General features: G+C 37.0%; 25 protein-coding genes and 1 pseudogene. 19 read left to right on the plus strand and 7 right to left on the minus strand.

The features are described from left to right. The first annotated feature begins 26 nt into the window (after window positions 1-26). The 4 genes from M2R48_RS13430 (at window position 27) to M2R48_RS13445 (ending at window position 4,875) form a co-directional block, all read left to right on the plus strand. Window positions 27-860 (plus strand): RNA methyltransferase, encoded by an 834-nt coding sequence (locus M2R48_RS13430; protein ID WP_262086422.1) that lies wholly within the window; start codon window positions 27-29, stop codon window positions 858-860. Further along, window positions 860-1,684 (plus strand): serine O-acetyltransferase, encoded by an 825-nt coding sequence (gene cysE / locus M2R48_RS13435; protein ID WP_004822508.1) that lies wholly within the window; start codon window positions 860-862, stop codon window positions 1,682-1,684. Before M2R48_RS13430 ends, cysE begins: the two co-directional genes overlap by 1 nt. 149 nt (window positions 1,685-1,833) lie before the next feature. Continuing rightward, complete coding sequence (locus M2R48_RS13440) at window positions 1,834-2,760, plus strand: ABUW_2363 family tetratricopeptide repeat lipoprotein (RefSeq protein WP_096734442.1); 927 nt, start codon at window positions 1,834-1,836, stop codon at window positions 2,758-2,760. 102 nt (window positions 2,761-2,862) lie between these two features. Then, window positions 2,863-4,875, plus strand: a complete 2,013-nt coding sequence (locus tag M2R48_RS13445) for a lipase family alpha/beta hydrolase (protein WP_262086423.1) — start codon at window positions 2,863-2,865, stop codon at window positions 4,873-4,875. Window positions 4,876-4,983: 108 nt separating this feature from the next. Here the strand turns inward: M2R48_RS13445 and M2R48_RS13450 are convergent, their stop codons facing one another. Further along, window positions 4,984-5,403: a GFA family protein gene (locus M2R48_RS13450; protein WP_004822517.1), complete on the minus strand. Its 420-nt coding sequence runs from the start codon at window positions 5,401-5,403 to the stop codon at window positions 4,984-4,986. Between the two features lie 166 nt (window positions 5,404-5,569). On the opposite strand from M2R48_RS13450, the gene M2R48_RS13455 reads away from it, so the two are divergent. The 4 genes and pseudogenes from M2R48_RS13455 (at window position 5,570) to M2R48_RS13470 (ending at window position 7,024) form a co-directional block, all read left to right on the plus strand. Beyond that, window positions 5,570-5,815, plus strand: coding sequence for a hypothetical protein (locus M2R48_RS13455; RefSeq protein WP_004719281.1), 246 nt, complete (start codon window positions 5,570-5,572; stop codon window positions 5,813-5,815). Between the two features lie 111 nt (window positions 5,816-5,926). Next, window positions 5,927-6,106: a hypothetical protein gene (locus tag M2R48_RS13460; RefSeq protein WP_166782259.1), complete on the plus strand. Its 180-nt coding sequence runs from the start codon at window positions 5,927-5,929 to the stop codon at window positions 6,104-6,106. Continuing rightward, window positions 6,103-6,440 (plus strand): annotated as a pseudogene (locus M2R48_RS13465) (type II toxin-antitoxin system death-on-curing family toxin). Before M2R48_RS13460 ends, M2R48_RS13465 begins: the two are co-directional and overlap by 4 nt. Window positions 6,441-6,586: 146 nt before the next feature. Continuing rightward, window positions 6,587-7,024: a PaaI family thioesterase gene (locus tag M2R48_RS13470; protein WP_262086425.1), complete on the plus strand. Its 438-nt coding sequence runs from the start codon at window positions 6,587-6,589 to the stop codon at window positions 7,022-7,024. 36 nt (window positions 7,025-7,060) lie between these two features. Here the strand turns inward: M2R48_RS13470 and M2R48_RS13475 are convergent, their stop codons facing one another. From M2R48_RS13475 to yaaA, 3 genes are all read right to left on the minus strand, one after another. Then, window positions 7,061-7,750 carry a hypothetical protein gene (locus tag M2R48_RS13475; protein ID WP_262086426.1) on the minus strand — a complete coding sequence of 230 codons (690 nt, stop codon included), beginning with the start codon at window positions 7,748-7,750 and terminating at the stop codon, window positions 7,061-7,063. Window positions 7,751-7,910: 160 nt separating this feature from the next. Beyond that, complete coding sequence (locus tag M2R48_RS13480) at window positions 7,911-8,543, minus strand: metal-dependent hydrolase (protein ID WP_262086427.1); 633 nt, start codon at window positions 8,541-8,543, stop codon at window positions 7,911-7,913. A 520-nt stretch (window positions 8,544-9,063) separates the two neighbouring features. Continuing rightward, window positions 9,064-9,843, minus strand: coding sequence for a peroxide stress protein YaaA (gene yaaA / locus M2R48_RS13485; protein ID WP_004719270.1), 780 nt, complete (start codon window positions 9,841-9,843; stop codon window positions 9,064-9,066). Between the two features lie 124 nt (window positions 9,844-9,967). Between yaaA and M2R48_RS13490 the strand changes: the two genes are divergently transcribed. After that, the gene (locus M2R48_RS13490) at window positions 9,968-10,600 is read left to right on the plus strand and encodes an alpha/beta hydrolase (protein ID WP_004719268.1); all 633 of its coding nucleotides are present in this window, start codon (window positions 9,968-9,970) and stop codon (window positions 10,598-10,600) included. Between the two features lie 52 nt (window positions 10,601-10,652). Here the strand turns inward: M2R48_RS13490 and rtcR are convergent, their stop codons facing one another. After that, the gene (rtcR, locus tag M2R48_RS13495) at window positions 10,653-12,254 is read right to left on the minus strand and encodes an RNA repair transcriptional activator RtcR (RefSeq protein ID WP_262086428.1); all 1,602 of its coding nucleotides are present in this window, start codon (window positions 12,252-12,254) and stop codon (window positions 10,653-10,655) included. Between the two features lie 273 nt (window positions 12,255-12,527). On the opposite strand from rtcR, the gene M2R48_RS13500 reads away from it, so the two are divergent. From M2R48_RS13500 to M2R48_RS13545, 10 genes are all read left to right on the plus strand, one after another. Next, window positions 12,528-13,505 carry a ribonuclease Z gene (locus M2R48_RS13500; protein ID WP_262086429.1) on the plus strand — a complete coding sequence of 326 codons (978 nt, stop codon included), beginning with the start codon at window positions 12,528-12,530 and terminating at the stop codon, window positions 13,503-13,505. A gap of 593 nt (window positions 13,506-14,098) precedes the next feature. Next, window positions 14,099-15,730, plus strand: a complete 1,632-nt coding sequence (locus tag M2R48_RS13505; RefSeq protein WP_262086430.1) for a TROVE domain-containing protein — start codon at window positions 14,099-14,101, stop codon at window positions 15,728-15,730. Window positions 15,731-16,899: 1,169 nt separating this feature from the next. Beyond that, window positions 16,900-17,163, plus strand: coding sequence for a hypothetical protein (locus tag M2R48_RS13510; protein ID WP_154129391.1), 264 nt, complete (start codon window positions 16,900-16,902; stop codon window positions 17,161-17,163). Between the two features lie 740 nt (window positions 17,164-17,903). Then, window positions 17,904-19,169, plus strand: a complete 1,266-nt coding sequence (locus M2R48_RS13515) for an RtcB family protein (RefSeq protein ID WP_262087496.1) — start codon at window positions 17,904-17,906, stop codon at window positions 19,167-19,169. Between the two features lie 155 nt (window positions 19,170-19,324). After that, window positions 19,325-19,642, plus strand: coding sequence for a hypothetical protein (locus M2R48_RS13520; RefSeq protein ID WP_262086431.1), 318 nt, complete (start codon window positions 19,325-19,327; stop codon window positions 19,640-19,642). A 5-nt stretch (window positions 19,643-19,647) separates the two neighbouring features. Next, window positions 19,648-20,052 (plus strand): hypothetical protein, encoded by a 405-nt coding sequence (locus M2R48_RS13525; protein ID WP_262086432.1) that lies wholly within the window; start codon window positions 19,648-19,650, stop codon window positions 20,050-20,052. Window positions 20,053-20,078: 26 nt separating this feature from the next. Continuing rightward, window positions 20,079-20,540 carry a DIP1984 family protein gene (locus M2R48_RS13530; RefSeq protein WP_004822548.1) on the plus strand — a complete coding sequence of 154 codons (462 nt, stop codon included), beginning with the start codon at window positions 20,079-20,081 and terminating at the stop codon, window positions 20,538-20,540. 487 nt (window positions 20,541-21,027) lie between these two features. Continuing rightward, entirely contained in the window at window positions 21,028-21,306 is a 279-nt protein-coding gene (locus tag M2R48_RS13535; RefSeq protein WP_262086433.1) for a CPCC family cysteine-rich protein, read from the plus strand. Further along, window positions 21,284-22,315: an RNA 3'-terminal phosphate cyclase gene (gene rtcA / locus M2R48_RS13540; RefSeq protein WP_262086434.1), complete on the plus strand. Its 1,032-nt coding sequence runs from the start codon at window positions 21,284-21,286 to the stop codon at window positions 22,313-22,315. Before M2R48_RS13535 ends, rtcA begins: the two co-directional genes overlap by 23 nt. 185 nt (window positions 22,316-22,500) lie before the next feature. After that, window positions 22,501-22,944, plus strand: a complete 444-nt coding sequence (locus M2R48_RS13545; protein WP_262086435.1) for a DUF2147 domain-containing protein — start codon at window positions 22,501-22,503, stop codon at window positions 22,942-22,944. A gap of 86 nt (window positions 22,945-23,030) precedes the next feature. Here the strand turns inward: M2R48_RS13545 and M2R48_RS13550 are convergent, their stop codons facing one another. Together M2R48_RS13550 and M2R48_RS13555 are read right to left on the minus strand one after the other, a co-directional pair. Next, window positions 23,031-23,615, minus strand: coding sequence for a GAD-like domain-containing protein (locus tag M2R48_RS13550; protein ID WP_262086436.1), 585 nt, complete (start codon window positions 23,613-23,615; stop codon window positions 23,031-23,033). A 20-nt stretch (window positions 23,616-23,635) separates the two neighbouring features. Next, window positions 23,636-24,016, minus strand: a complete 381-nt coding sequence (locus M2R48_RS13555) for a hypothetical protein (protein WP_004719243.1) — start codon at window positions 24,014-24,016, stop codon at window positions 23,636-23,638. Window positions 24,017-24,086: the final 70 nt, after the last annotated feature.

Below are 24,086 nucleotides of genomic sequence, written 5' to 3' on the forward strand. Positions count from 1 at the left end.
TTAAAGCTTAATATTTTGGAATATTCATGGATATTTTCGACAATGCTGTGATTTCACAGCATTTAAGTCATGTACGTATTGTCATGGTCAATACGACACTTCCTGCCAATATCGGAAGTGCTCTACGTGCAATGAAAACAATGGGCTTAACTAAACTTGTGCTCGTTGCGCCTAAAACCTACCCTCACCCAGATATAGATGCCTTGGCAGCGGGTGCAGCAGATCTGATTGAGCACATAGAAATTGTCGACAGCTTAGAAAATGCCATTAAAGATTGTCATATTGTATTTGGAACCAGTGCACGTAGTCGCACCATTCCATGGCCTTTGCTTGATGCACGCCCTGCGGCGCAAAAATCAATGCAGGCTGTTATCCAACACCAACAAGAAATCGCTATTGTCTTCGGTCGTGAAGATCGTGGTTTAACCAATGAAGAGCTTGCGCTGGCAAACTTTCATGTCACCGTACCAGTGAATAGTGAATATGGAGTGTTAAATGTCGCTCAAGCCATTCAAGTACTGTGCTATGAAATGCGTATGGCAACATTAGAACTCGCTGATAAGACACTGGATACTGAAGCAGTGATGCGGGTAACAGATTCAGAAGATATGCATTGGGATGAACCTTTGGTCACACACGAACAAATGGAACAGTTTTATCCGCATATTGAAAAAATGTTGGCTGATATCGAATTTTTAGACCCTAAAAACCCGCGTTTACTGCCTTTACGCTTGCGTCGATTATTTGGGCGTATACAATTAGATAAGATGGAATATCATTTATTAAGAGGCATTTTTAGCCGAGTTCAAGCCTTAAATAATGGTACATGGAAAAAGTCAAAAGATGAGGATCAAAACTAATGCTAAAACAGCTTAAAGAAGATATCCAAGCTGTATTTGCGCGAGATCCTGCTGCGCGTAATACATTTGAAGTTTTAACCACATATCCTGGGATACATGCATTAATCATGCATCGTGTTGCCCATGAATTATGGGAAAAAGATTGTAAAACTTCAGCACGCATTTTGTCTTCTTTTAGTCGTTTTACCACAGGTATTGAGATTCACCCTGGCGCTAAAATAGGTAAACGCTTTTTTATCGATCATGGTATGGGTGTGGTGATTGGTGAGACAGCAGAAATTGGTGATGATGTCACCTTGTATCATGGGGTGACTTTAGGTGGCACGACATGGAATAAAGGTAAACGTCATCCGACTTTAGCAGACGGTGTTGTAGTAGGCGCTGGTGCAAAAATCCTAGGCCCTTTTGTGGTCGGTAAAAATGCTAAAGTCGGCTCAAATGCTGTGGTGACTAAAGCTGTACCTGATGGCGTCACGGCGGTAGGTAATCCTGCTCGCTTTATTAGCAAAGATAAAGAAATCGTCACTACACCAGAACCAAGTTGTCCAGAAGAAATGACCAGTGGTATTGAAAACACAGAATTTCAAGCCTACGCAGCCGTACCAGAACAATCTGACCCTATGCTTGATGGTATGCGTGTTTTGTTAGATCGTTTGGAACAAAATGAAAAACGCATCAATAGTTTGTGCCAGCGTTTATCACTTTTAGACCCAACCTTTAATTTACAACACAATATTGAACAGCCTTTAAGTGAAGATGAAATCAAAATTATCGAAGAAGTTAGACGTGAATGTGAAGCACAAAACCACTCATCGAAAGCATAAGGTTTCCTAATACTTCACAAAATGAAGTGTCAATAGACTGTAATGTATAATTTTTAATAATACGAACCAAATCAAGTTGCATGTTCAGACGTCTTTTCATAGACTGATGCGCATGCACGTTTTTTAATATAAATTAATGGAAGAAACACATGACGATTAAGCCTTTGGCATATGCATTGCTCGCAACATCATTACTTACTGCGTGTTCAACAACACCGACCAAGCAACAGAATAAAATAGATGCAAACGAGCCGTTTATTTACACTGAGCCTGAATTGTCTCCTCCGTTTTATGCATTAAACCCTTTCGATTACTCGCAACCGCCAGTTTTTGAATTAGAGTTGAAAAAAGCAGCGGCTCAACCTGTAAACAAACTCGAAGTGACAGATCCTGCAAATCCAAACCAAAAAATCATTTTAGATACCAATAAATTGATTGTACCTACAGTAAATAGCGCACAACGTGCTATGAAATATGCAGTACTTGCTGGAAACAATGAAATTGACATCACTGCAATTGATGATTTCTTGCAAATGGTTGAAGGTAAAGCACGTCATTACCCACCACAATTTAGTGACCGTAAAGAACGTAAAGGTTTTGAAACTAAGTTGAAAGAAGTCTCTACTCAGCTTGACCAATTGGCTGCGGCACCAAATGCTTCTTTTGATATTTTGATTCGTGCATTTAAAGCCAGTGTTTTAGGCCGTAACCTTGACTTAGGTTCTTCTTATACCACCAAGTCACTAGAATATGCTCAACGTATTCTCAAAATCAACAAAGATGACGCTGAAGCAAACTTATGGTTTGGTTTCTCTTTATCTGAAGGTGGCGGTCAAAAAGAAGCGATTCCATATTTAGATAAAGCTATCAAACAAGGGGTTCAAGAAGCCTATTTATCTTCTGCAAACAACTTTATTGGTATGGAGCAAAAGAAAAATGCGATCCAAACCTTGAAAAACTATAAAGTGAAATACCCAGAAGAAGCTGAAGTTGCAGATCGCTTAATTCAAGAAATTGAAAAGCAAGGTCGTTACAACGTTTGGCAGGTTTTGAAAAACCCAGCTCTGGCAAAATAAATTTATAAATTTTTGAAAAAATAGGCTGAACATTCAGTCTATTTTTTTGTTTATAAATTGAATAAAACTAACGTATGATTCAGACAAAGATTGATCTAGTTAATGATTATGCAATACTCAAAAAACAATATTTTGCTTTGTGCTTTAGCAATGAGCCCATTGATTTTATCTGGATGCCAAGTTGTCAGTGTAAAAAATCAAAAGGTGAACGTAACCATTGCCAATGAACGTGACAGCATTTTGACACGTTCAAAAATGAGTGAAGCCAGCTTAAATGTTTTATCAATGACTGGACGTGAAGCCAAATCATGTACAGATGAACCCGAAAAATGTGTGGCCGATTTAGCCGAAATTCCACAGATTCAAGATGAACAACTGCTTTCCACCGCAAGTGAAATTTACTTAACCAAAGCAATCAATCTTGGTGACTCTTCTAATTGTAAAGTCAGTCTTTTTTCAAAACATCAATCCACTGAAAAGCAGCAAGCCGCTCAGAAAAACTATGAGCAATGTTTAGATCAGCAAATGGTGATGTTAGATAACAGCATCCGTTATAGTTATGCCTATTTGTTTAAAACTGAACGCCAACCTCAAGACCGTATTTTTAACAACCGACAAGTTCAGATACGTGACTTTTATAATCAAGCCTTAGCCAAACTGATTTCGACATATGCCATAAGAAATAAAAAACAAAAAGTGGCGAAACAAATTAAAGTGGGCAAAAGCACTTATCGTATTAATTTTAATGGCTACCCTGCACTGGCTCAAATTGAACTTGAGGATCTTGTTTCAAGCTATAATTTAAACTTCTCAGGATTACGCTCGATCAACCGTAGAGATGGTTTCGGTGCAGAATTTGTCGCAATTTTACCTAACACGACAGCACCTGAAGAAAACAAATATATTGTGAATCCATTTGATTATAAATACAAAAACGGCATAAATCCCAATATTCATCAACCGCGTTATTTATCGGTCAGTATTGCAGCACAACCTGAAAATGCAAATGAATCATTACAGAACATCTTACATAACCCAAATTTTCAACTGAATGTGTATGACCCGTATAGTATTGAAAATTTAAAAATTGGTGGCAAACAATACCCGCTTGCTGCAAACTTTTCAGCTCCCTATGGTCTATGGCTGGCTCAAAACAACTTAGGTATTGCGGCTTATCTCAGCTTAATCGATCGCGATCAAAGCCTGACTATGCCTCATTTATATATGCTTGAACCGTATAACCCAAATAAGAAAGTGATTGTTTTGGTACACGGTTTAGCCAGTAGCCCTGAAGCGTGGATTCGTTTAACCAATGATATTATGGGCGACAATGTATTACGTGAGCACTATCAAGTTTGGCAGGTTTTTTATTCAACCAATATGCCAATCTTAGAAAGCCGTTTTCAGATCAATGCTATCATTAATCAAGGTTTTGCTTCAATTAATCAAAATTCAGCTTCTGCTAAAGATGCCGTACTGATTGGGCATAGTATGGGCGGGATTATTGCGCGCTTATTAGTCAGTGATGCCAATCTGACTCAACCCGCCTTAAAGATGTTGAACAATCGTAAATTTGATAAATTTAAAGATGATCCAATGTTCAAATCTCGTTTGACTATTCAATCTGTGCCTAATTTTGATCGTGCTATTTTTATTTCAGCACCACATCGTGGTACTGCATTTGCTGATCGCTGGTTCACTTTGGCTGCTCGTCGGATTATTAAGCTGCCAGGTGCATTCTTGGGGGCTTTAGCTGACTCTATTGATGATCGTGATTTAAATGCAAAAAACTTTTTAAAAGATGTTGGGCATGGACTGATTCAAAATGGTCCAAGTGACTTAAGCCATAGCTCAAACTTCACCAAATTGACTGAAAACGTGATGCCTAAGAAAGACATGATCTATCACTCAATTATGGGCAATATCACCAATAGCACCGATCCTAACGTGATGACGGATGGAATCGTTCCATATACCAGCTCACATTTGGACGGCGCAGTATCTGAGAAAATTATCAAAGGTGGTCATTCGATCCAAGAGACACCTGAAGCGGTATTGGAACTTAGACGGATTTTAAGATTACATTTGACGGAACTTGGGCTTTATAAACCTTAAACTCAGCGTCCAAGCACATAAAAATGCCAGTCAATCTTAAATTGGCTGGCATAGGATTATTGGTTTTATAAAAATCTAAGGTCTTATCCGAATCAGTGAATAACTCACTTATGAATCAGTGGTTCCTGCAAAAAGCGCGATTACATCTGCTTCGGTTAGTTTTTTTGTCTCATTGTTAAAAGCATAAAACTCAGGTTTATTGTCTATAAAAATTTCCATATCGAATTTTATATCTTGAGGCTGTTGATCCAATGCAAATGCATTGATATTGCAATAACTTTGGTCTTTAGTCCGCCAAAATAAATTCGTGCCACAGCAATTACAAAAGCCTCGCTCGCCCCAATCAGAAGAATTATAAATGCTTAAGTGCTCATCTTGAGTAAACTGTAAACTGCCCTGTTCGACATCAATCGTCATAATTACACCGCTCGTTTGTCTCCTGCAAATTGAACAATGACACGCATGAACATCATGATTTTTTAATTCAACCGTAAACGTTGTTGCCCCACAAACACATTGCCCTTTCATAATGATTTCCTTGTTTTATAAATTTTCCATAAAGATACTACAATGATGTAGTGAAATTATAGTGAAACAGATATTTTTTATCATACGGATGTTTTTTAATTGAAAAGCGAAATGATTCGCTCTAAATTAGTCAATACAACAATTTAAATATAATATTTGGAAAAGTATGCGTTATAAAATTATAGATGTTTATCAGCTCCAAAATATTCAACGGTATATTGCAAAGTGTCTAAAGACACAATCACCTCAATTCATTGTGATTGAAAGTGATCAAACCTTATGTAAAGAGCTCGATATTATTGATGTCGACTTACAAGCATCGATTGCCACATGGGCAACGGGTGAAAGAATTGATTTAAAAATCATTCATCAATCCAACCATATTGAAAAATTCTACGATTTTGAACATTAAAAACTTCATATGCACTAAGTGTTTGAATTTATAATTTTCTTCTTCTAGTTTTTTTATAATATAAACCGTATGTTATATTATGATTATTAAATAAATAATGTGAGGTGCAATATGGTTAAGCGACTTAAAGATTTTAAAATTGAAAATCGAAAAGCTCGCCCAACTATAGCAGGTCAAGTTTTATCTATGCAATTCAGTAACGATGAAGCGACTAAGCGTATTGTGATGCATAGCGTTAAACGCGTAATTCATCAACACAAAGATGAACTTAACGAGCTTGCTTACAAATGAGTCTAATCACATCTACTTTTGTTATTGCTGTTCATGATGAAATGAAGGTGTACTCAGCCGTATAGATCAACAAATGTATTACAATGATGTTAAAGATTTATTTGAGATTGCAGCTTGGTATGGAATTGCTATCGCTAAAGGACATGCCTTTGTCGATGGCAATAAACGTACTGGACTTGCAACAATGTTAACTTTTTTAGAAATCCAAGGCGTTTCAATCAAAGATCACACAGGACTTGATGATCTCATGGTTGATATTGTTGAATCACAGGATCATCATGAAGTATTGGCATTAAGTGTTTCTGATTTCTTGTATGAAATTTCTGAAATTTAGTCATCTATAAAAAACTCATTGTTTATTTCAAACACCCCAAAATAAAACTCAATCGTTCAAATTCAATAAAAAGTTTGACAGTAAATCCCTCAACATCATATTTTATTTTAAGTTCTCTTTTAGAACCCCATATGAAGGATAAATATATGAAACACCCAAAAGAAATGACAGGGCTTGAATTTCTACAAGCAATGGTTGATGGACACATTCCTAGAGCATCGATTAGTGAAACCATCCCGATGGATTTACATGAAATTTCGCATGGTCATGCAAGTTTTAAAGTCAAAGCGGATCAGCGTCATTTAAATCCTTTAGGTGGCGTACATGGTGGTTTTGCAGCAACAGTTTTAGATTCAGCAACTGGCTGTGCTGTACATACCACCCTAGAAGCAGGCGTAGGTTATGGGACCATCGATTTAAATGTAAAAATGTGCCGCCCTGTACCTCAGAATAAGCCATTATTTGCTATTGGACAGTTGATTAATTTAAGTAAAAGTCTTGCCATTTCTGAAGGGAAATTGGTCGATGAAGATGGCAAATTATATGCACATGCAACAGCGACCTGTATGATTATTCGTACATAATTGACTGCTTAGAGTGCTATTTATATTGAATAGCACTTATTCAGCATTAGCCTTCGGTTCATCAACATACATCTTACCCATCTTCAACTGTTTTAGGCTCTCATCCCATTCCAGATTACGCTTGCAATTGATTGCTTCTGCACGGCTAATTTCTGCCATGTTTTGCCCACAATATCCCCCACCAACTTCGACTTGAACGATAGCTTTGGCTTGATTATTGATAATCTGATAAGAAAATACTGCACTGTTAAAAATTTCTTGTATGGTTTTATGATCTTTAGATTGGTAGATCACCAGCTGATCTCCCCCATGCCCTCTAAATACACCATCTTCAACACACCTAATCAAGTCAGGTTCATAAATATATTCTGGCTGATCATCCCCAATTAAATCCACAACCGTAACAACATCTTTCATATCAACCGCTACTGCTTGCTTACAATGTTTCTGTGCATCTTTTACCTGCTGTATAAGCTCATCAGGATAATTTAATCCTTTAGATTTATGCTCTATTTTTGCTTCAGTAACAGTCGTAGGAATTTCGACTTCAACTTCACTGCTTGCCTTTCCTGTATCAACTTTTACACGATCAACTTTGTCATTATTATCTGCTGCAATCGCTGCTTTTCTCGTAGACTCCGCTGGAGCTACATTCTGAGAATTTTGTTGAGAACAAGCGCTTAAGAAAAGAAGACCTGATAAACTCAAAATATTGACAATGTTCAAAATATTTTCCTAAATATAAATAGGGTTTGATGTAAAATTTTATGTAAGGTTTAATAATGTAGTAAATGCTTAATGATATGAGATTTAACTATAAAAATGAAATCAGCAAATTTATAAAAGACCGAATAATAACGATTTCTGCTCTGATATAAATTCACTTTTAAAATTTTGACAAATTTACTTTCGCATTTTGCTCAAAATGTTTTCTAAAATATTCAGTCTGATACAAAGGTTGCATTTGATAAAAATGCTGTAAAACTTCTGCTCTTTTGACTTTATAGATTTCAGCGTCAACCCACGCGTATTCTTGTTGAATTTGATGTTCATATTCTGCAAAACGTTCAGCAGAGCTAGCCAAAATTGCTAAATCGATATCAAGTAAATAATTTAAATCATGCTGTTTAGACGGTTGATGCTCTTGTGTTGCAATGATCCATTGAGAAACTTTGTCTAAGACCGATTGCGTTAAAATATCCGTACAATGCTCGCGCATTAATTGAGCACTTTGTTGTTCATTATCTTTTGCTTGAGGATTATAAACGGCATCATGAAACCAAATTGCCAACTCAACAGCAATAGGATCATTCAATTGCGCTTTTACTTGGTGAAATAACACAAGGCATTCGACAATATGTTGAACCGTATGATAATGACGTTGTGGCTCAGTATAAGCAGCAACAAGCAACTGCTGTAAAAAAATACACTGCTCTGTTTCGATTGCTATGTGATTCGCAAATTCACCCCAATACTGATTGAATGGTTTGAGGTAATCTTCTGTTTTAGCTATGATCATATTTATAGAACATCTAAGACTTTATATATTAATACAACATTTTTGGTTGTTATCCCATGTTCGGTGATGAGTTTACACATAAACAAATCACCGAAAGACCTGCAGATTATTTTATAGTCAAACTAGCTAATTATTCATACAAGTGATTTCTATCAAGTCATTGATCAAAAATGAAGCTTATTTTTTGTGCTTTTGAATCATAGATGGTGATCCTACCGTGGGGCGACAGGGATGTCGCCGTTGGGCGGGGGTACAGGACGTACCCCTCGCCAAACAGAAGATTTTTGTCACTTTTCATCTCTGAAAAGTGAGGCATCGCCTACGCAAAGCTATTTAAACATTGAATGTAAGGTGTGGCAGTGCTAGATTTTCATCATCAAATAATTGATTTAATTAAAGATATGTTTAACTTTGTTCAAATCAAAGCGGTAAATTCGCTTGGTCATGAATACATTATTTTTGAAAAAGAGCTGGCTTAAGCAAGCCAACTCTCTTTCAATACATTAAACGATTGAAATACTTAAGCAACTTGCTCATCACGCTTAAATACCAGTTCACCTTTCAATGAACTCTCGGCATCGAAATAATAACCATCGGTATTAAAGGATTTAAGATCATCCATTTTTTTCAATTGATTTTGAATGATGTATCGAGCCATTAAGCCACGCGCTTTTTTAGCATAGAAGCTAATCACTTTATATTTACCATTCTTCTGATCTAAGAATACTGGTTTAATAATATCAGCCTGAATTTTTGCTTCCTTGACCGATTTATAGTATTCATCAGAAGCAATATTGACCAATAACGTTGAGCCGCTTTGTTGCAAATCCTGATTGATCAAATCGGTAATTCGATCTCCCCAAAATTCATAAAGGTTATGACCACGAGTATTGGCAAGTTTTATTCCCATTTCCAAACGATACGGCATCATTAAATCAAGAGGACGTAATAAGCCATATAGACCAGATAAGCTGCGTAAATGATCTTGCGCAAAATTGAGATCGTCTTGCGACAAACTATATGCATCCAGACCAGTATAAACATCGCCTTTAAATGCAAAAATTGCTTGTCGCGCGTTGGCAAAACTAAAGTCAGCATTCCAGTCACGGAAACGCTCCGCATTGAGATTGGCAATTTTTTCACTGACACTCATCAAACTGGCAATATCTGAAGCGGAGAGTTTACGACTTAGGTCTATAAGCTGTTGAGATTGATCCAGCAGTCTTGGTAGAGTGTGCGTATCGGTCGGGAGTGCTGACTGGTAATCGAGCGTCTTAGCAGGGGAAATTAAGGCGAGCATGGTCTTCCTGATCAAAAAATAACTAATCAAACTATAACAGTCGGGATATTTTAATTCCAATTCATGTTTTCTGTGAACAGAATCGGTAAACTATCGCACTTCCCTGCTTATGATCGTTTAAATTATGTCCGAACAACTGTTCATTCAAGGTTCGGTTGGCAAAATTGAAGTTTTTGTTGACTATCCTGTGGGCGAAGTAAAAGGTTTTGCTGTCGTTTGTCATCCTCACCCACTGCAAGGTGGTACACCTCAACATAAAGTTCCTGCTTTACTTGCACAAATCCTCTCTGAACAGGGTTGTGTGGTCTATCGCCCAAGTTTTCGTGGTTCTGGACAAAGCGATGGAATCCATGATGAAGGCTTTGCTGAAACTGAAGATATTCTAGAGGTCATTAGACACGTTAGACAATTACACAAAAGTCTACCTTTCTATGTTGGCGGTTTTAGTTTTGGTGCACATGTAATGGCAAAAGCCTATCATGCGCTACCTGATGAAATTAAACCACAACAAGTGATCTTATGTGGTTTACCAACATCCACTGTAGATGGTCTGCGTCATTATGTTACCCCAGCAATCAAAGGCGATATCCTGTTTGTACATGGTGAAGCAGATCCGACGACTAAACTCTCTGATTTGCTTGAATGGGCGAAACCTCAGCGCCATTTAATCACCGTATTGCCAGGTGCAAACCATTTCTTTACAGGTTATTTAAAGCAGTTAAGAATCGCAATTTCGCGTTTTCTTCTTGTGCCATAAATCTGAATTTAAAAAGAATTCTAGGATAAATAAGGTGAATGATTCACTTTATTTATCCGCTCACATCATCCCAACTCAGAGCAAATTTGGCCAAATACTTTTTCACTCGATCACTGTCGTTGGTGGTTTGTCTTTGCTCACGAGATACAGAAAATAAACGCCGTCCAGCATCGGCCATGGATTTCGATTTTTGGCAAACCTCAATCACCCCTTGCAATTGAATACGATCAAATTCATCAATCTGCGCCACTTGTTCAGCACTTAAAATTTTCATCAGTGACGATTGGGTTAAAGCATCTTTATTTTCAGCAATATTCCAAATTTGTTGTAGTCGGCCAATCTCAGCATTTACCTCATGTAAACCAATACGCTCGCCATTGGCTAAAGTCGCCATACGTGTCACGCTTGCCGTTAGATCACGAAAATTCCCCTGCCAACTGGCATCTGCAGATTGCGCAAATTTTAAATATTTTTCTAAGGCATCGGTATGAAAACGTAACTGCCGTTGATGCGCAACAGCAAAACGCTGTAATTCAAAGGTGATGTTCGGTTCAATATCTTCCACACGATCTTTTAAGCTTGGTAAAAAGAAGGTCCATGTATTTAAGCGAGCCCATAGATCTTCACGGAACCGCCCTGCACGAACTTCCTCACGTAAATCTCGATTGGTTCCTGCAATCAACTGAAAGTCAGCCTGAACCTCTTTATCACTTCCTACAGGAAAGAATGACTTATCCTCCAAGGCTTTAAGCAACATGGCTTGCTCATCCAACCCTAGCTCGCCGATTTCATCGAGAAATAAAATGCCATTATCTGCACTTTTTAAATAACCAGTACGTGCTGCAATAGCGCCTGTAAATGCGCCTTTACTATGACCAAATAATGTCGACATCGCACTATCACCAACCAGCGTTGCGCAGTTCACATCAATAAAGCGCCCTGAAAGATGAAATTTTTCCTTTTTCAATTGATAAATTTGCTTAGCTAAATGCGACTTACCGACTCCTGTTGCACCCATAATCAAAATTGGCGCACTTGAGCGTGTTGCAACCAGTTCTACTTCTTGAATCATTTGATTAAATTTTTGGTTCTTCGTGGCAATATTGGCTTTTAACTGCTGCCAATTTTCAGACTGTTCATGTTCAAACCGCTGGGTTAATGCTGCATATCGAGATAAATCTAAATCTATAATCCGATATTCACCCTCAGGTTGTTGTTTACCTGTAGGTGCACTTTGAATGAGTTTGGCTGGTAAATAATGCGCATCAATTAATAAATACCAACATATTTGCGCAACATGCGTACCTGTGGTGATATGTAATAGATAATGATTGTTCTCAGTATCAAAAGAATATGATTTTACAAAGTCATATAATGCACCATACATATCCGAAAAATCCCAGGGATCACGGATATTCACCTTATGGCCAGTAATCTGGGTTTGCGGTGAGATTTCTAAAGCATCTTGTCGCAAATGATCAATTAAGCTGACATTACGGCGATCATGTAACAAAACCAGCTCATCAACCACTAAATCTTCATGCATCAACAAACTCATGGTAGGACGCCAGCGTTGCCAGCGATCAAGTTTTTTCCCTTGATCTAAAGTTGAACCCACAAAACCAATCACGACTGTTTTTTTAAATTTTTGCATATTTCTATAAATCTATAAAATTTTATATATCTTGCTTAAAGCATAGTTTTATTTTGTCAAAAATCAAATACTGTTTATACCGTCATTTTTTAATATTTTAAAAATCTCAGTTTCTCTTTTGAATATAATGCGACTATACTATTGATGTACAAAGCTTTTACTCACTTCTCCCATCACCGTCTGATTCGACACTTTTTTGATGGAATCCACCCTGCTTTGTTGTAAAAACAATCATAGAAAACATTTTAAATATTCAATAGGTTTTAATTCCTCATGTTACAGTTTACATTCTTAGGCACATCCTCTGGTGTGCCCACATTAACACGCAATGTGTCAGGTTTAGCGATTCATTATTGCAAAAGCAAAGACTGGATATTGGTTGATGCAGGCGAAGGTACACAGCATCGTATTCAACAAGCAAAACTCTCTTTACAACATTTAAAAGCCATTTGCATTACGCATGTACACGGCGATCATTGTTATGGCTTGATGGGTTTACTGGCAAGTGCTGGTATGAATGCACGCAAAGATCCAATCACGCTGATTGCACCCAAAGAAATTCAGCAATGGTTTGAAGCAACCTGTCAATTCACTGAACTTTTCCTGCCTTATCCAATACATTTTATCGATGTAAATACATTGACGAGTCCATTGCAATTGGATGAGCATATTTCCATTGACGTTCATCACTTACACCACCGTGTGACAAGTTATGCTTATGGTTTTAAAGCGACACAAACTCTGCGCAAACTCAATGTTGACGTTTTAAATCAACTCAAAATTCCGAAAGGTAAACTCTGGGGCGATCTACAACAAGGTCAAAATATTGAGTGGAATGGGCAGTCCATCTTAAGTCAAGATGTTCTCATTCAAAACACTCAAAGTGTTTACGCCATTGTCGGTGGAGATAACGACCAGCCAGAATTACTATCCAACGCTTGTCAGGATGCGGCACTACTGATTCATGAAACCACCTATACTCAAGCGGTGTTAGACAAAGTAGGTGCAGGTCCAATGCACAGTTCTGCGAAAATGGTCGCTGAGTTTGCCGAATCGATTCAGCTATCCAATTTAATTGCAACCCATCTTAGTGCCCGTTACCACGATGCACAAGGTGTGCAAAGCATTGGTGATGAAATTGCCCAGTACTATCATGGCAATTTTTATATTGCTGATGATTTTGATCAGTATGAACTAAATATGCACGGCGAATTAACACAGCTTCGCTCTGGGAAACCTTGGGAAAAGTAATTTTCCCAACTTCAATTTAACGCTATGCAATATTATTGAATCATAGATGGTCGTTCTATCGTGTGGAGATATGGATATCGCCCATTGTGTAGGAATGCGGGGGTACAGGATCTATCCCTCGCCCAACATGAGCAAAACAAAGCTCAGCTTTGTTTGCAGCGCAAGGTTTGGCCTCATCTTCAAAAGGTGTGGCAGTGCAAGCTTTTTATATTCAAATAGTTTATTCCGCCATGCAATTAATTTAATTAAAAATATGAATTAAAAAAAATATCTTTTTGTGCCTGAGTTTTTAATAGGTTGACTATATCCCAACTAACTTTGCTTTTAGCTGGAGTTAGTGTCCTTTTTTTATTTGCACAACATTAGGCTCATTGATTTTTATTTTAAAAATAGAAATAAAGATAAAAATCTATAAATAAAGATATTTTATTTTATACCTTTTAAATTTAAAAACACATAACCACTGAACTTTTAAATTTTTTAAACTAATAAAATCAGTCACTTAAAAATAAAATTTCATTCCAGAATAAAACTTGGCACACTCTCTGCAATATCTATCTCAAGAAATTAAAAAATCACTTGAGGATGCTGTCATGGCGAACAAGACAATTTTTGCCTCTAAACAACAGGCAAAACCAAAAACCATTGAATACAACGAAGCTGGTGGTCGCGCATATAAATTAAAATCTCGTGCCGCATTAGCGCAGCTTGCTGCAACAGGTACACTGAATCAGACCTTTTATCAAAATGCACAAGTGCAACTTGATAGTATTCTAAACCTAGCGCTTGAAGTAGAGCCTGAATTTGTGGCTAAAACTGCAATTTATGCACGCCAAAAGGCACATATGAAAGATACACCTGTAGTGTTATTGGCTTTACTTTCTGAACTTAATGCAGAATTATTTAAGCAAGTTTTTCCTTTGATTATTGATAATGGAAAACAGTTGAGAAATTTTGTTCAAATCATGCGCTCTGGAATGATTGGTCGTAAGTCATTAGGTTCATTACCGAAACGTATGGTCAATGAATGGATTCTTTCAGCATCGGATCAACAATTGATTGCGGCCAATATTGGAAACAGCCCTTCACTTGCCGATGTGTTAAAAATGACTCATCCAAAACCAAAGACAGTTCAACACGATGCTTTTTTTGCCTATGTCCTAGGAAAAGAATACCAACTTGTCCAACTACCGACTCAAGTGCAAGCATTGGAAGAGTTTCGATTGGGAACAGCAACACAAGTACCTAAAGTGCCGATGCAGCTTCTAACCAATTTAAATTTGAATGCGAAACAATGGGCCGAAATTGCAAAAAATGGTTCTTGGCAAATGCTACGTATGAACTTAAATACCTTCTTACGCCATGATGTTTTTAAAATCAAAGGAATGACAAAAATCATTGCCGATAAATTGATGGATGAGCAAGCCATAGCCAAAAGTCGAGTATTTCCATATCAATTGATGATGGCTTGGTCTGCACTTGCAGAGGATATGCCACATGAAATTGCCAATGCGCTAAAGTTTGCTATGCAGCGTGCCATCGCCAATGTACCGAAACTTGAAGGAAATGTGGTGATTGCGATTGATGTTTCCGGTTCGATGTCAAGTTCTGTGACAGGTTATCGTCAGGGTGCAACCTCTCAGTTACGTTGCGTAGATGCTGCTGCATTATTTGCTAGTGCATTTAAATATGTAAATCCAAATATTCGTTTGATGCCGTTTGATACTGAAGTTCGTCAATTATCCAATTTCAGCAAAGTACAGGAATATTTAAAACGAAAAAATTTTGGAAAACAGCAAAATTCAGAAATTGATATTTTTGCTTTGGCTAAAAAATTTGCCAGCATGTGTGGTGGTGGAACTGATTGCTCTAAGCCTTTGGAACTGTTAGTAAAAGAAAATGCCAAAGTCGATATGGTAATTTACTTCTCTGATAATGAATCATGGGCAGATCAAGTTCCAAGATCACACCGAAAAACTGGGATGATGCATTATTGGAAACAGCTAAAACAGCATAACCCTGATGCAAAACTGGTGTGTGTTGATCTGCAACCCTATACCACTACGCAAATGCCTGAACATAGCGATGTGATGAATGTCGGTGGATTTTCCGATACGGTATTTCAACTGATTGAAAGTTTTGCCAAAAATGAAATGCATGCAGATCATTGGGTAAACGAAATTGAAAAAATAGATATTACACAAACTCAGCTTTATGCAAGCTGAATGTATAAACAAATTTGATCGAGTCTCTTCAAGTGTTTACATTTAACAATGTCCACACTTGATAAGACTGGGTTAGATAAAAAGCACAAATGCCATAGGAACTACATTTCAAGATTATGCTGTTTCTATATTTAATTGTTGTGCTAAGTAAGAAATTGCCAAATGCAGATAGAACTACATTACTTTGAATAATTGATGTTTTATCGACACCTTTGTTGGCAAAATACATCGCATAAAATGCGTTAAGGACTACATCTTTAATGCGTAGGTCGGTGGTTCAAATCCACCCTTTTCACGCTTTTCCAAGTTTGAAAAGTAGCTCAGTTGGATAGAGCAACGAAACGTCTTTAACATTTTGTTTATGCAAAGCAGTAAAAGAATCAAATGTTTCAAGGACTACATCTTAAAATTGACGTCATCGGTGGTTCGAATCCACCCCATCATTTCGATGATGGTCGCCAAGCGGTAAGGCACGAGCGTCTTTGAAAAATTTGTTGATTCACTTGTAGGGCAGTATATGAAAATATACTGGGGCCATCAGTCCATCAAATACGCATAGGACTACATTAGAATTCACAGATCAGAGGTTAGATTCCTCTGCTGTATATACATACAGTCGCTTAAAGCAAAAGCGGTGAATTGTTTGTCTTATAATCAAATTTGTTGATGGACTTGTGACCTATGTTTAAACGATCAAATGCCTGTTGGATTACATCGCGATCTCACGCACAGTATTTCGGGTACTGCACATATCCAACACCAACTTTTTTTGATCTTGTATATGCAATAATGAAAGTAGATCAAATGCTTTGAGGACTACATTACGCGTTTGTCGGTGCTTCGATACCACCCTGTATGACAAAATACAGTAGCTCAGTTGGTAGAGCTACGACTGTCTTCAGCTCTTTGTTGATGTACTCTTATTATAATAAATAGATTTACACGATAAGCAGTCACGAATATAGATTGGATTTCATGGTAACGCTTTAGTGTAGGGTTTAAACCCTCCTATCATGTTCACTCACAAAATCTAATCTTAACGTTTGTGACTGCTTTTCTTTTTAAACTCATCATGTTTAAAAGCGATGCTTGTGAATCAACAAAAAATTTGCTAGCTTGGAGTCTCAACTTAAAACCAAAGACAGGTGTCAGTCTGTAAAACGCAAATCATGTCTATACAAGTTATTGTTGACGATAACAATCTTGATCTTGCTTTAGAGAAACTAAGAGTCAAAAAGTACTATTTAGAAACTAACCACTGGTATAAGAAGTGCCAGAACTATCATGAAAAACCGCCAAGTAAAAGTCGTAAAAAAAGTGAACTGAAACTTTTACATGGGCATAGTCAAATCCTAGAAGATGATCCTCTCGCACTGAGGTTAAAAATCCATATCGAAGAACATTATCAACCAACTGATGATAATACGGTATAGGATATGAACAAAAATTAAGATTCACAAATTTCATCAAACTCAGCTTGGGAGAAGAAATTCTCCCAAGCTAGATTTCATACTATAATCTGTAACATGATAAATATCCTGAATAATAACAATGCGTACTTGGTTTGCTTTCCTCTTATTTCCTTTAGTAATTTTTGTATTCTTATTTTTCTTCTACGTCATTTTTTTGCTTTCACTCACTTTGGGTTGCGGTTTCCAGCAAGAAAATATCCCAACCTGCTCAAAAATTTATTATTTTTCAATTATATCAATTTTTCCAATAGCTATTTGGCTCGGCTATTTTACAACTAAATTTGCACCACATTGTGGAAGATATTTCCTTAGTAGTATTTATAACCTAATATTTTCAATCACTCTATTTGCATATTTACAAGGCTCTAAAATAAGCCTCATCTTTTCAATTGGTTTTAGCCTACTTTTCTTATTATGTCTAGGAATTGGTTGTTTTATATTTCATTTAAAATATAAAAATAGATAAATTACTATCTAAAATAATATTTAAATTTGCATATTTTTTTAAAATGCACATTTAAAATAAAATCTAAATTTATCTATTTATTATAAATCAATATCTTATAAAATAAAAATCAATTAAAAGACAAAGTTGGCACACTCTCTGCAATATACAAAGCATACATCATGAGATGTATATAAATATCACCTGCCTGCAACCGCTTGGCAGGCAGGTTTTGAAAAGGATCAAAGCAATGACGATGTTAGTCACAGAACAAATCGAAAAACAAACTTCCTTAGCACAGGAACGTACTTATAACGTAATTCAGGATGCTAAAGGTGTTCCTATAAAAATGTGGACCAAAGGTGTCCCTGTTGATGAGAAATCGAAAGACCAATTATTAAAAACAGCACAAATGCCTTTTATTTATAAATGGATGGCAGTAATGCCAGATGTACATGTCGGAATCGGAGCAACGATTGGAAGTGTAATTCCAACCAAAGGCGCAATCATCCCTGCTGCGGTCGGTGTAGATATTGGCTGTGGAATGATGGCCGCACGTACTTCGCTAAGCGCATCAGATTTACCAGACAACTTATACGCACTGCGTACCGAACTTGAACGTTTAATTCCACATGGTATGACCAAAGGTCGTGGTCGTCGTGACCGAGGTTCATGGGATACACCTACTGCACGTGTTGATCAGGCTTGGGCTGAATTGGTAACTGATTTTGAATATATCTGCGCCAAACATCCCCGTTTAAAAAATACCAACAACCATAAACAGTTAGGTACTTTGGGAACTGGAAACCATTTTGTTGAAGTCTGTTTAGATGAGCATCAACAAGTATGGATTATGTTGCACTCAGGTTCTCGTGGTGTTGGAAATGCGATTGGTAACCACTTTATTGAGCTTGCACGTAAAGATATGCAAAAGCATTTTATTAACCTGCCTGATAAAGATTTAGCTTATTTAGTGGAAGGGACTGAACACTTTGATGATTATTGGTTTGCGGTGGGTTGGGCACAACGATTTGCCATGAAAAACCGTGAGTTAATGATGGAAGCTGCGGTTCAAGCTTTACGAATCATCATCAATAAACCATTTAATGCCAAAGTTGAAGCCGTAAATTGCCACCATAATTATGTGGATAAAGAAGAACACTTTGGTCAGGAAGTACTGGTAACACGTAAAGGTGCTGTACGTGCCCGTTTGGGTGAGTATGGAATTATTCCGGGTTCAATGGGTGCCAAGTCTTTTATTGTCAAAGGTAAGGGAAATCAGGAGTCTTTCTGTTCATGTTCGCATGGTGCTGGTCGTGTACATAGCCGTACTGCAGCGAAAAAGTTGTTTACTGTGGAAGATCAGATTGAACAAACCAAAGGTGTAGAATGCCGTAAAGATGCAGCCGTGATTGATGAGATTCCATCTGCGTATAAGCCAATTGAAGATGTGATGAAAGCACAAAGTGATTTAGTGGAAGTGGTTTATACCTTAAGTCAGGTTGTTTGTGTAAAGGGTTAGTTGATGCATAAATTAGGGAGATTAAATCACTCATTTATTTCTATTGAATTAAAAATGTTTGATCATGGCTGGGCTGCTTTAATTTTCAAATATGATCAACTAGAAATCTCAATAGATTTATCAGATGTTTATGATCCGTTTCAAGATTTGGTGAATTGGGGTGGAATATTCAACAAAATATTCTGCCAGCCTCTATTGAGATAGATGAAGAAGGTCATGTTGTTAAAATTGTTGCAGAAAACTCGATTATAGAGGATCAATTAATTATTCGATTTATTGCAAAGTCTTTTGTGCATACTCTTAAATTGAATAAGTATTTTTTTCTGAACACTTTGAAACAAGAAATACAACGTTTTTTTGAAAATGATTTTAATCAACATGAATGGCATGAAATTTACCCAGTACGTAATCTACCATTTTTCTGTATTAACGACTGGGTACTTAATCACACTTGGATTAATCAAAATGAGTAATACCAATGGATCGCTCTAAACAAGTCAAGATCAGTCATTACGATCTTTTGGCTAATCAAGCAATCCATCTTGAATTACCACAAGAGCCATACATTGTTGTGCTAGCAATACACAACAACAATGTAACCAATGATTGGCGCAATCAATGCAGTGATTGGATTGTAAAATCTAAACAATGCTATTGGGCTTTAGCTTGGGGCCATGAATGTTCAATTTGGGATGATGCATTGGATTATTCTTATTTAGAATTTTGTAATTATGATCTACCTGAAGACGATGATTATAATTTCATGACCACTTGGCATGAAAATCAAACTTTAGAAGACGTTATAGAATTTGCCGAATCAATCCCAGTTGATACACTACCCCAGCAAACTTTATATGAAATCGTTGTGTTAAATATTTATTGACTATTAAAAGCGATAAGGAAAATAAAATGAAACTTGCAGAAGCACTCTTATTACGAAGCGATCAACAAAAGAAACTCGCTTCATTGAAACAACGTATCAATGCGAACGTATTGGTACAGGACGGTGATGAGCCATCCGAGGATCCAAATGAGTTATTAAAGCAAGTATTTGCATTAACTCAAGAATCCCAAAAACTTGTTTATGCCATTCATCAAACCAATGCTTTGGCAAAATTAACAGATGGTCGTTCATTATTGGCTTTACTTACTCAACGTGATGAGCTTGTGGAGCGCCATAAAATTTTAACGTCTGCCATCAGCAACACACAACGTGAGCCTGACCGCTATAGCACACGTGAAATCAAATGGCATAAGGTCATTCCAGTATCATCCTTGCAAAAACAATCCGATGATATCAGTGCCAAATTACGCGACTTGAATGTATTGATACAAGCCACCAATTGGCAAGTTGATTTACTTGACGTTTAAAGCCATCATTTAAAAGCTTTGATAGGGCTTTACCCTATCAGATCTCGAAATATATTGGGCGAGTACAAGATCTAAGGCTGTATAGATTGAAATAAAAGTCAGCATCATTTTTGGGTAATGACAGCGAAGCGGATTTAGAGCGGAAACGCACCAATCAAATCCATCACCTATCATCACTTAAACCTTTGTGAATCAGAGTGACTATTCACACTGTATTACCACGTACTGACAATATATTTCACCTTTTCTCAAGTGATTCGTCATTTGAGAAAACCCGAACATACTGGGCGAGTGCAAGATCCCCTACCTCCACAACATAGGATTGAAAATAAGGTGTAGTGGCTTGATGAGCGAGCGGGTTAGCTTAAAACTTTAAGCACAAATCAACCCATCACTACGTACAATGCAAACCTTTGTGAGAGCAAAGTTACAATGCACTAAGCATCACCATGCACTGACAGTATGTTCACCCCTTTTAGGAATTTTAATGAATTACCATTGTTCTTGTTGTCATCATTACACGAGAGATCAACCCTCTGGTAATTTTGACTTTGAGATTTGTCCAGTTTGTTTTTGGGAAGATGATCCTGTACAAAATATTCATCCAAATTCAAAAAGTGGTGCAAATGCAATCTCATTAGCAGAGGCACAAGATAATTATCAACAATATACTGTAAGTGAATTACGATTTTTAAAACATGTTCGAAAACCGAATGATTTAGAAAGAAATGATGAAAAACAAAATGAACACATTAGTAAAAAATAAAACCATCCAAATTGATGGCTCACAAGGCGAAGGTGGAGGGCAAATTTTAAGAACTGCCCTTTCATTGTCTATGTTAACGGGTATTCCATTTGAGCTTGTGAATATTCGTGCAGGACGTAAAAAGCCGGGCTTGATGCGGCAGCATTTAGTCTGTGTACAAGCATCACAACGCATCAGTAATGCCATTGTGGAAGGTGCTGAACTACATTCACAAAAATTATATTTTCAACCCCAACAAGTTCAGGCGGGTAAATATGATTTTCATATTGGTTCAGCCGGTAGCACAGTATTGGTTTTACAAACACTACTACCAGCACTGATGATGCAAAATGAAATCAGTCAAATCAGTATCCACGGCGGAACACATAATCCAATGGCACCGACTGCAGATTTCATAGAGTCTTGCTTTCTACCTGCTCTTCATAAACTTGGAATAAAAGTCGACTTTGAATGCGAACGTGCTGGTTTCTTTCCAATTGGTGCGGGTCAAATCAATATTACAACTTATCCTTGGATAGATAAGCTTGAATATTCAGTATTAAATAAAGGCAAATTACTGGAAATACGTGGCTATGCCGCTGCCTTAAATATTCAACAGAATATTGCGGATCGTGAACTGGAAGTATTGCATAACAAATTGAGCTTAAGCCAACGTAATAGACTAAATTTTCAAGGGATTAGCCAAGGGAATACAGCTTTTGTGGTGTTAAATTACCAACACCATCAACAAGTATTTTCTGCGTTAGGTGAAATGAAGAAAAGTGCAGAAAAAGTAGCGCATGATTTAGCCAAAGAAGTTAAATCCTTTTTAGCTTGCGATGCTGTGGCTGACGAATACCTAGCAGACCAACTTTTATTGCCTTTAGCTTTAGGTAAAGGCGGTGAGTTTACTGCTCAAGTTGTCAGTGAACACACTACAACACAAGCTAAAATGATTCAAAAATTCTTAGATTGTGAAATTCACTTTGAAGCAATCAATGATATTTTTAAGGTGAGTGTCATCACATAAGCTTCAGCTATGCTAAATCCAGTTTACAAGCTCATCAATTGCTTATCTTTATGTGCCAATTCATTTTAAATTTCATACTTATTGGCACATTATGTAAATAAATGACCCAACTATTCATTATATAATCAACGCCTTAAATAAGTATGATTTTAAAGTAGAAAATACCCACTTAAGGAATAAGGGAAATGAAGAGAGTTTTATTGGGGACAGCATGTATCGCATTTTTAACATCGACAGCTTTTGCAGAAGATATTGTGGGAACCTGGCGTTATATCGATGACAAAACTGGTGAAGCAAAGGGACTGGTTAAAATTGAAAAACAAAGTAACGGTACCTATGCGGGTACAGCATTAAAAGCAACACCACGCCCAGGCTACACTCCAAAAGAATTTTGCACCAATTGCCCTGCACCTTATACCAACAAGCCAATTATTGGCTTACAGGTAATCTCTGGGCTAAAGACAGATGATCATGTGAGTTATACTGATGGGAAAATTATTGACCCAGTTTCAGGCAAAATCTATCGCTTAAAAGGTAAAGTCAGCCCAAATGGCAAGAAACTATTTCTTCGTGGATATTTAGGTATTTCAGCAGTAGGGCGTAGCCAAACATGGTTACGTGTCGAGTAATAGCATAATTTAATTCATAATAGAAATGACAGTTTTATCTCAATCAAACTGTCATTTCTAAACATCTATTTTGAATGATTTTTAAATCAGTTATTCACAGCAAGTTGATATAAAAAATCTAAATGTGTGGCAGCATCACCCTTATCTAAATTGAGATCACTGGCGCGCCCACCCAATCTCAGTGCAGGAAGATAACAATACATTTGATTTTCAGCTAATTTACCATATTGAGTTTGCGCCTTTACTAAGGCTGATTTTTCTAAAAATTGCTCAATGATCTCATCATCACAAATCCAGTCATTAAAAAAATCTGTTAATGACCAAGCTGTTACCCCAATATCCGAGTTGTGCGGGTCGATAAAGGATACATCCTCATCGCCATCTTCGCTTAATAAACGATAATAAAACACCAAACCAAATGCCGAAATAGCAATGGGTAATCGGGTCATATCAGGTTGATCTTTCATTAACCATGACCAAAGCACATCTTGATAAAGCTCAGGGTTAATGATCTGTAGCAAACCGTTGCCATAGAAGCCAAAACCATGATTTTGCCAAAGCTCTAAGAGCGCTTCAGGTAAATACGCTTGATATTTTTTTACAGTTTCAAAGCTTACTGTGTTTCCTGCCTGATCTACTGAAAATTTATTGATAAATGTTTGTAATTGCATAGCTATCCCCTAGGTCCTGCTTATACTTTCCATTCAAATCCACTAAACGCATCATCTTCTTTTAATGTATTTTCTACAGCATTTGCCAATTGCTTAATCATGCTCTGGGTTGCAATCTTCTTAAACCATGCTTGTTCTTCATCAGCATGGGCTGAAATTTCACAAGTTAATAAGCCCTGATCATTTAAATGACAATTAACCCCCAAACCAATTGGATGATTTTCTACGCTGACAGCAAGGTCTTCATCGGAGTGTGTTGTTTCCGCTTTAAAGCCATATTGAGACAGTTGTTTTAACAACAAAGTCGTCACGTATTCCTGAGTGACATAACATACATTTTCACCATGATTGTGACTGTTACTATGATTCTCACAGTTTGCTGTAAATTGTAATGTTCTCATTGCTTCATCCAAAAGGCTTTATAGTTGTATGGTTTTAGAATAAGCAATATAAACAAAACAGCCAAGCATT

The sequence above is a fragment of the Acinetobacter sp. I-MWF genome, assembly GCF_025433935.1.
GTDB lineage: Bacteria > Pseudomonadota > Gammaproteobacteria > Pseudomonadales > Moraxellaceae > Acinetobacter > Acinetobacter guillouiae.

What these genes read in the sequence shown, in the direction of transcription:
- M2R48_RS13430 (WP_262086422.1), top strand. Translation starts at nt 27, where the DNA reads ATGGATATTTTCGACAATGCTGTGATTTCACAGCATTTAAGTCATGTA.
- cysE (WP_004822508.1), top strand. Translation starts at nt 860, where the DNA reads ATGCTAAAACAGCTTAAAGAAGATATCCAAGCTGTATTTGCGCGAGAT.
- M2R48_RS13440 (WP_096734442.1), top strand. Translation starts at nt 1,834, where the DNA reads ATGACGATTAAGCCTTTGGCATATGCATTGCTCGCAACATCATTACTT.
- M2R48_RS13445 (WP_262086423.1), top strand. Translation starts at nt 2,863, where the DNA reads ATGATTATGCAATACTCAAAAAACAATATTTTGCTTTGTGCTTTAGCA.
- M2R48_RS13450 (WP_004822517.1), bottom strand. Translation starts at nt 5,403, where the DNA reads ATGAAAGGGCAATGTGTTTGTGGGGCAACAACGTTTACGGTTGAATTA.
- M2R48_RS13455 (WP_004719281.1), top strand. Translation starts at nt 5,570, where the DNA reads ATGCGTTATAAAATTATAGATGTTTATCAGCTCCAAAATATTCAACGG.
- M2R48_RS13460 (WP_166782259.1), top strand. Translation starts at nt 5,927, where the DNA reads ATGGTTAAGCGACTTAAAGATTTTAAAATTGAAAATCGAAAAGCTCGC.
- M2R48_RS13470 (WP_262086425.1), top strand. Translation starts at nt 6,587, where the DNA reads ATGAAACACCCAAAAGAAATGACAGGGCTTGAATTTCTACAAGCAATG.
- M2R48_RS13480 (WP_262086427.1), bottom strand. Translation starts at nt 8,543, where the DNA reads ATGATCATAGCTAAAACAGAAGATTACCTCAAACCATTCAATCAGTAT.
- yaaA (WP_004719270.1), bottom strand. Translation starts at nt 9,843, where the DNA reads ATGCTCGCCTTAATTTCCCCTGCTAAGACGCTCGATTACCAGTCAGCA.
- M2R48_RS13490 (WP_004719268.1), top strand. Translation starts at nt 9,968, where the DNA reads ATGTCCGAACAACTGTTCATTCAAGGTTCGGTTGGCAAAATTGAAGTT.
- rtcR (WP_262086428.1), bottom strand. Translation starts at nt 12,254, where the DNA reads ATGCAAAAATTTAAAAAAACAGTCGTGATTGGTTTTGTGGGTTCAACT.
- M2R48_RS13500 (WP_262086429.1), top strand. Translation starts at nt 12,528, where the DNA reads ATGTTACAGTTTACATTCTTAGGCACATCCTCTGGTGTGCCCACATTA.
- M2R48_RS13505 (WP_262086430.1), top strand. Translation starts at nt 14,099, where the DNA reads ATGGCGAACAAGACAATTTTTGCCTCTAAACAACAGGCAAAACCAAAA.
- M2R48_RS13510 (WP_154129391.1), top strand. Translation starts at nt 16,900, where the DNA reads ATGTCTATACAAGTTATTGTTGACGATAACAATCTTGATCTTGCTTTA.
- M2R48_RS13515 (WP_262087496.1), top strand. Translation starts at nt 17,904, where the DNA reads ATGTTAGTCACAGAACAAATCGAAAAACAAACTTCCTTAGCACAGGAA.
- M2R48_RS13525 (WP_262086432.1), top strand. Translation starts at nt 19,648, where the DNA reads ATGGATCGCTCTAAACAAGTCAAGATCAGTCATTACGATCTTTTGGCT.
- M2R48_RS13530 (WP_004822548.1), top strand. Translation starts at nt 20,079, where the DNA reads ATGAAACTTGCAGAAGCACTCTTATTACGAAGCGATCAACAAAAGAAA.
- M2R48_RS13535 (WP_262086433.1), top strand. Translation starts at nt 21,028, where the DNA reads ATGAATTACCATTGTTCTTGTTGTCATCATTACACGAGAGATCAACCC.
- rtcA (WP_262086434.1), top strand. Translation starts at nt 21,284, where the DNA reads ATGAACACATTAGTAAAAAATAAAACCATCCAAATTGATGGCTCACAA.
- M2R48_RS13545 (WP_262086435.1), top strand. Translation starts at nt 22,501, where the DNA reads ATGAAGAGAGTTTTATTGGGGACAGCATGTATCGCATTTTTAACATCG.
- M2R48_RS13550 (WP_262086436.1), bottom strand. Translation starts at nt 23,615, where the DNA reads ATGCAATTACAAACATTTATCAATAAATTTTCAGTAGATCAGGCAGGA.
- M2R48_RS13555 (WP_004719243.1), bottom strand. Translation starts at nt 24,016, where the DNA reads ATGAGAACATTACAATTTACAGCAAACTGTGAGAATCATAGTAACAGT.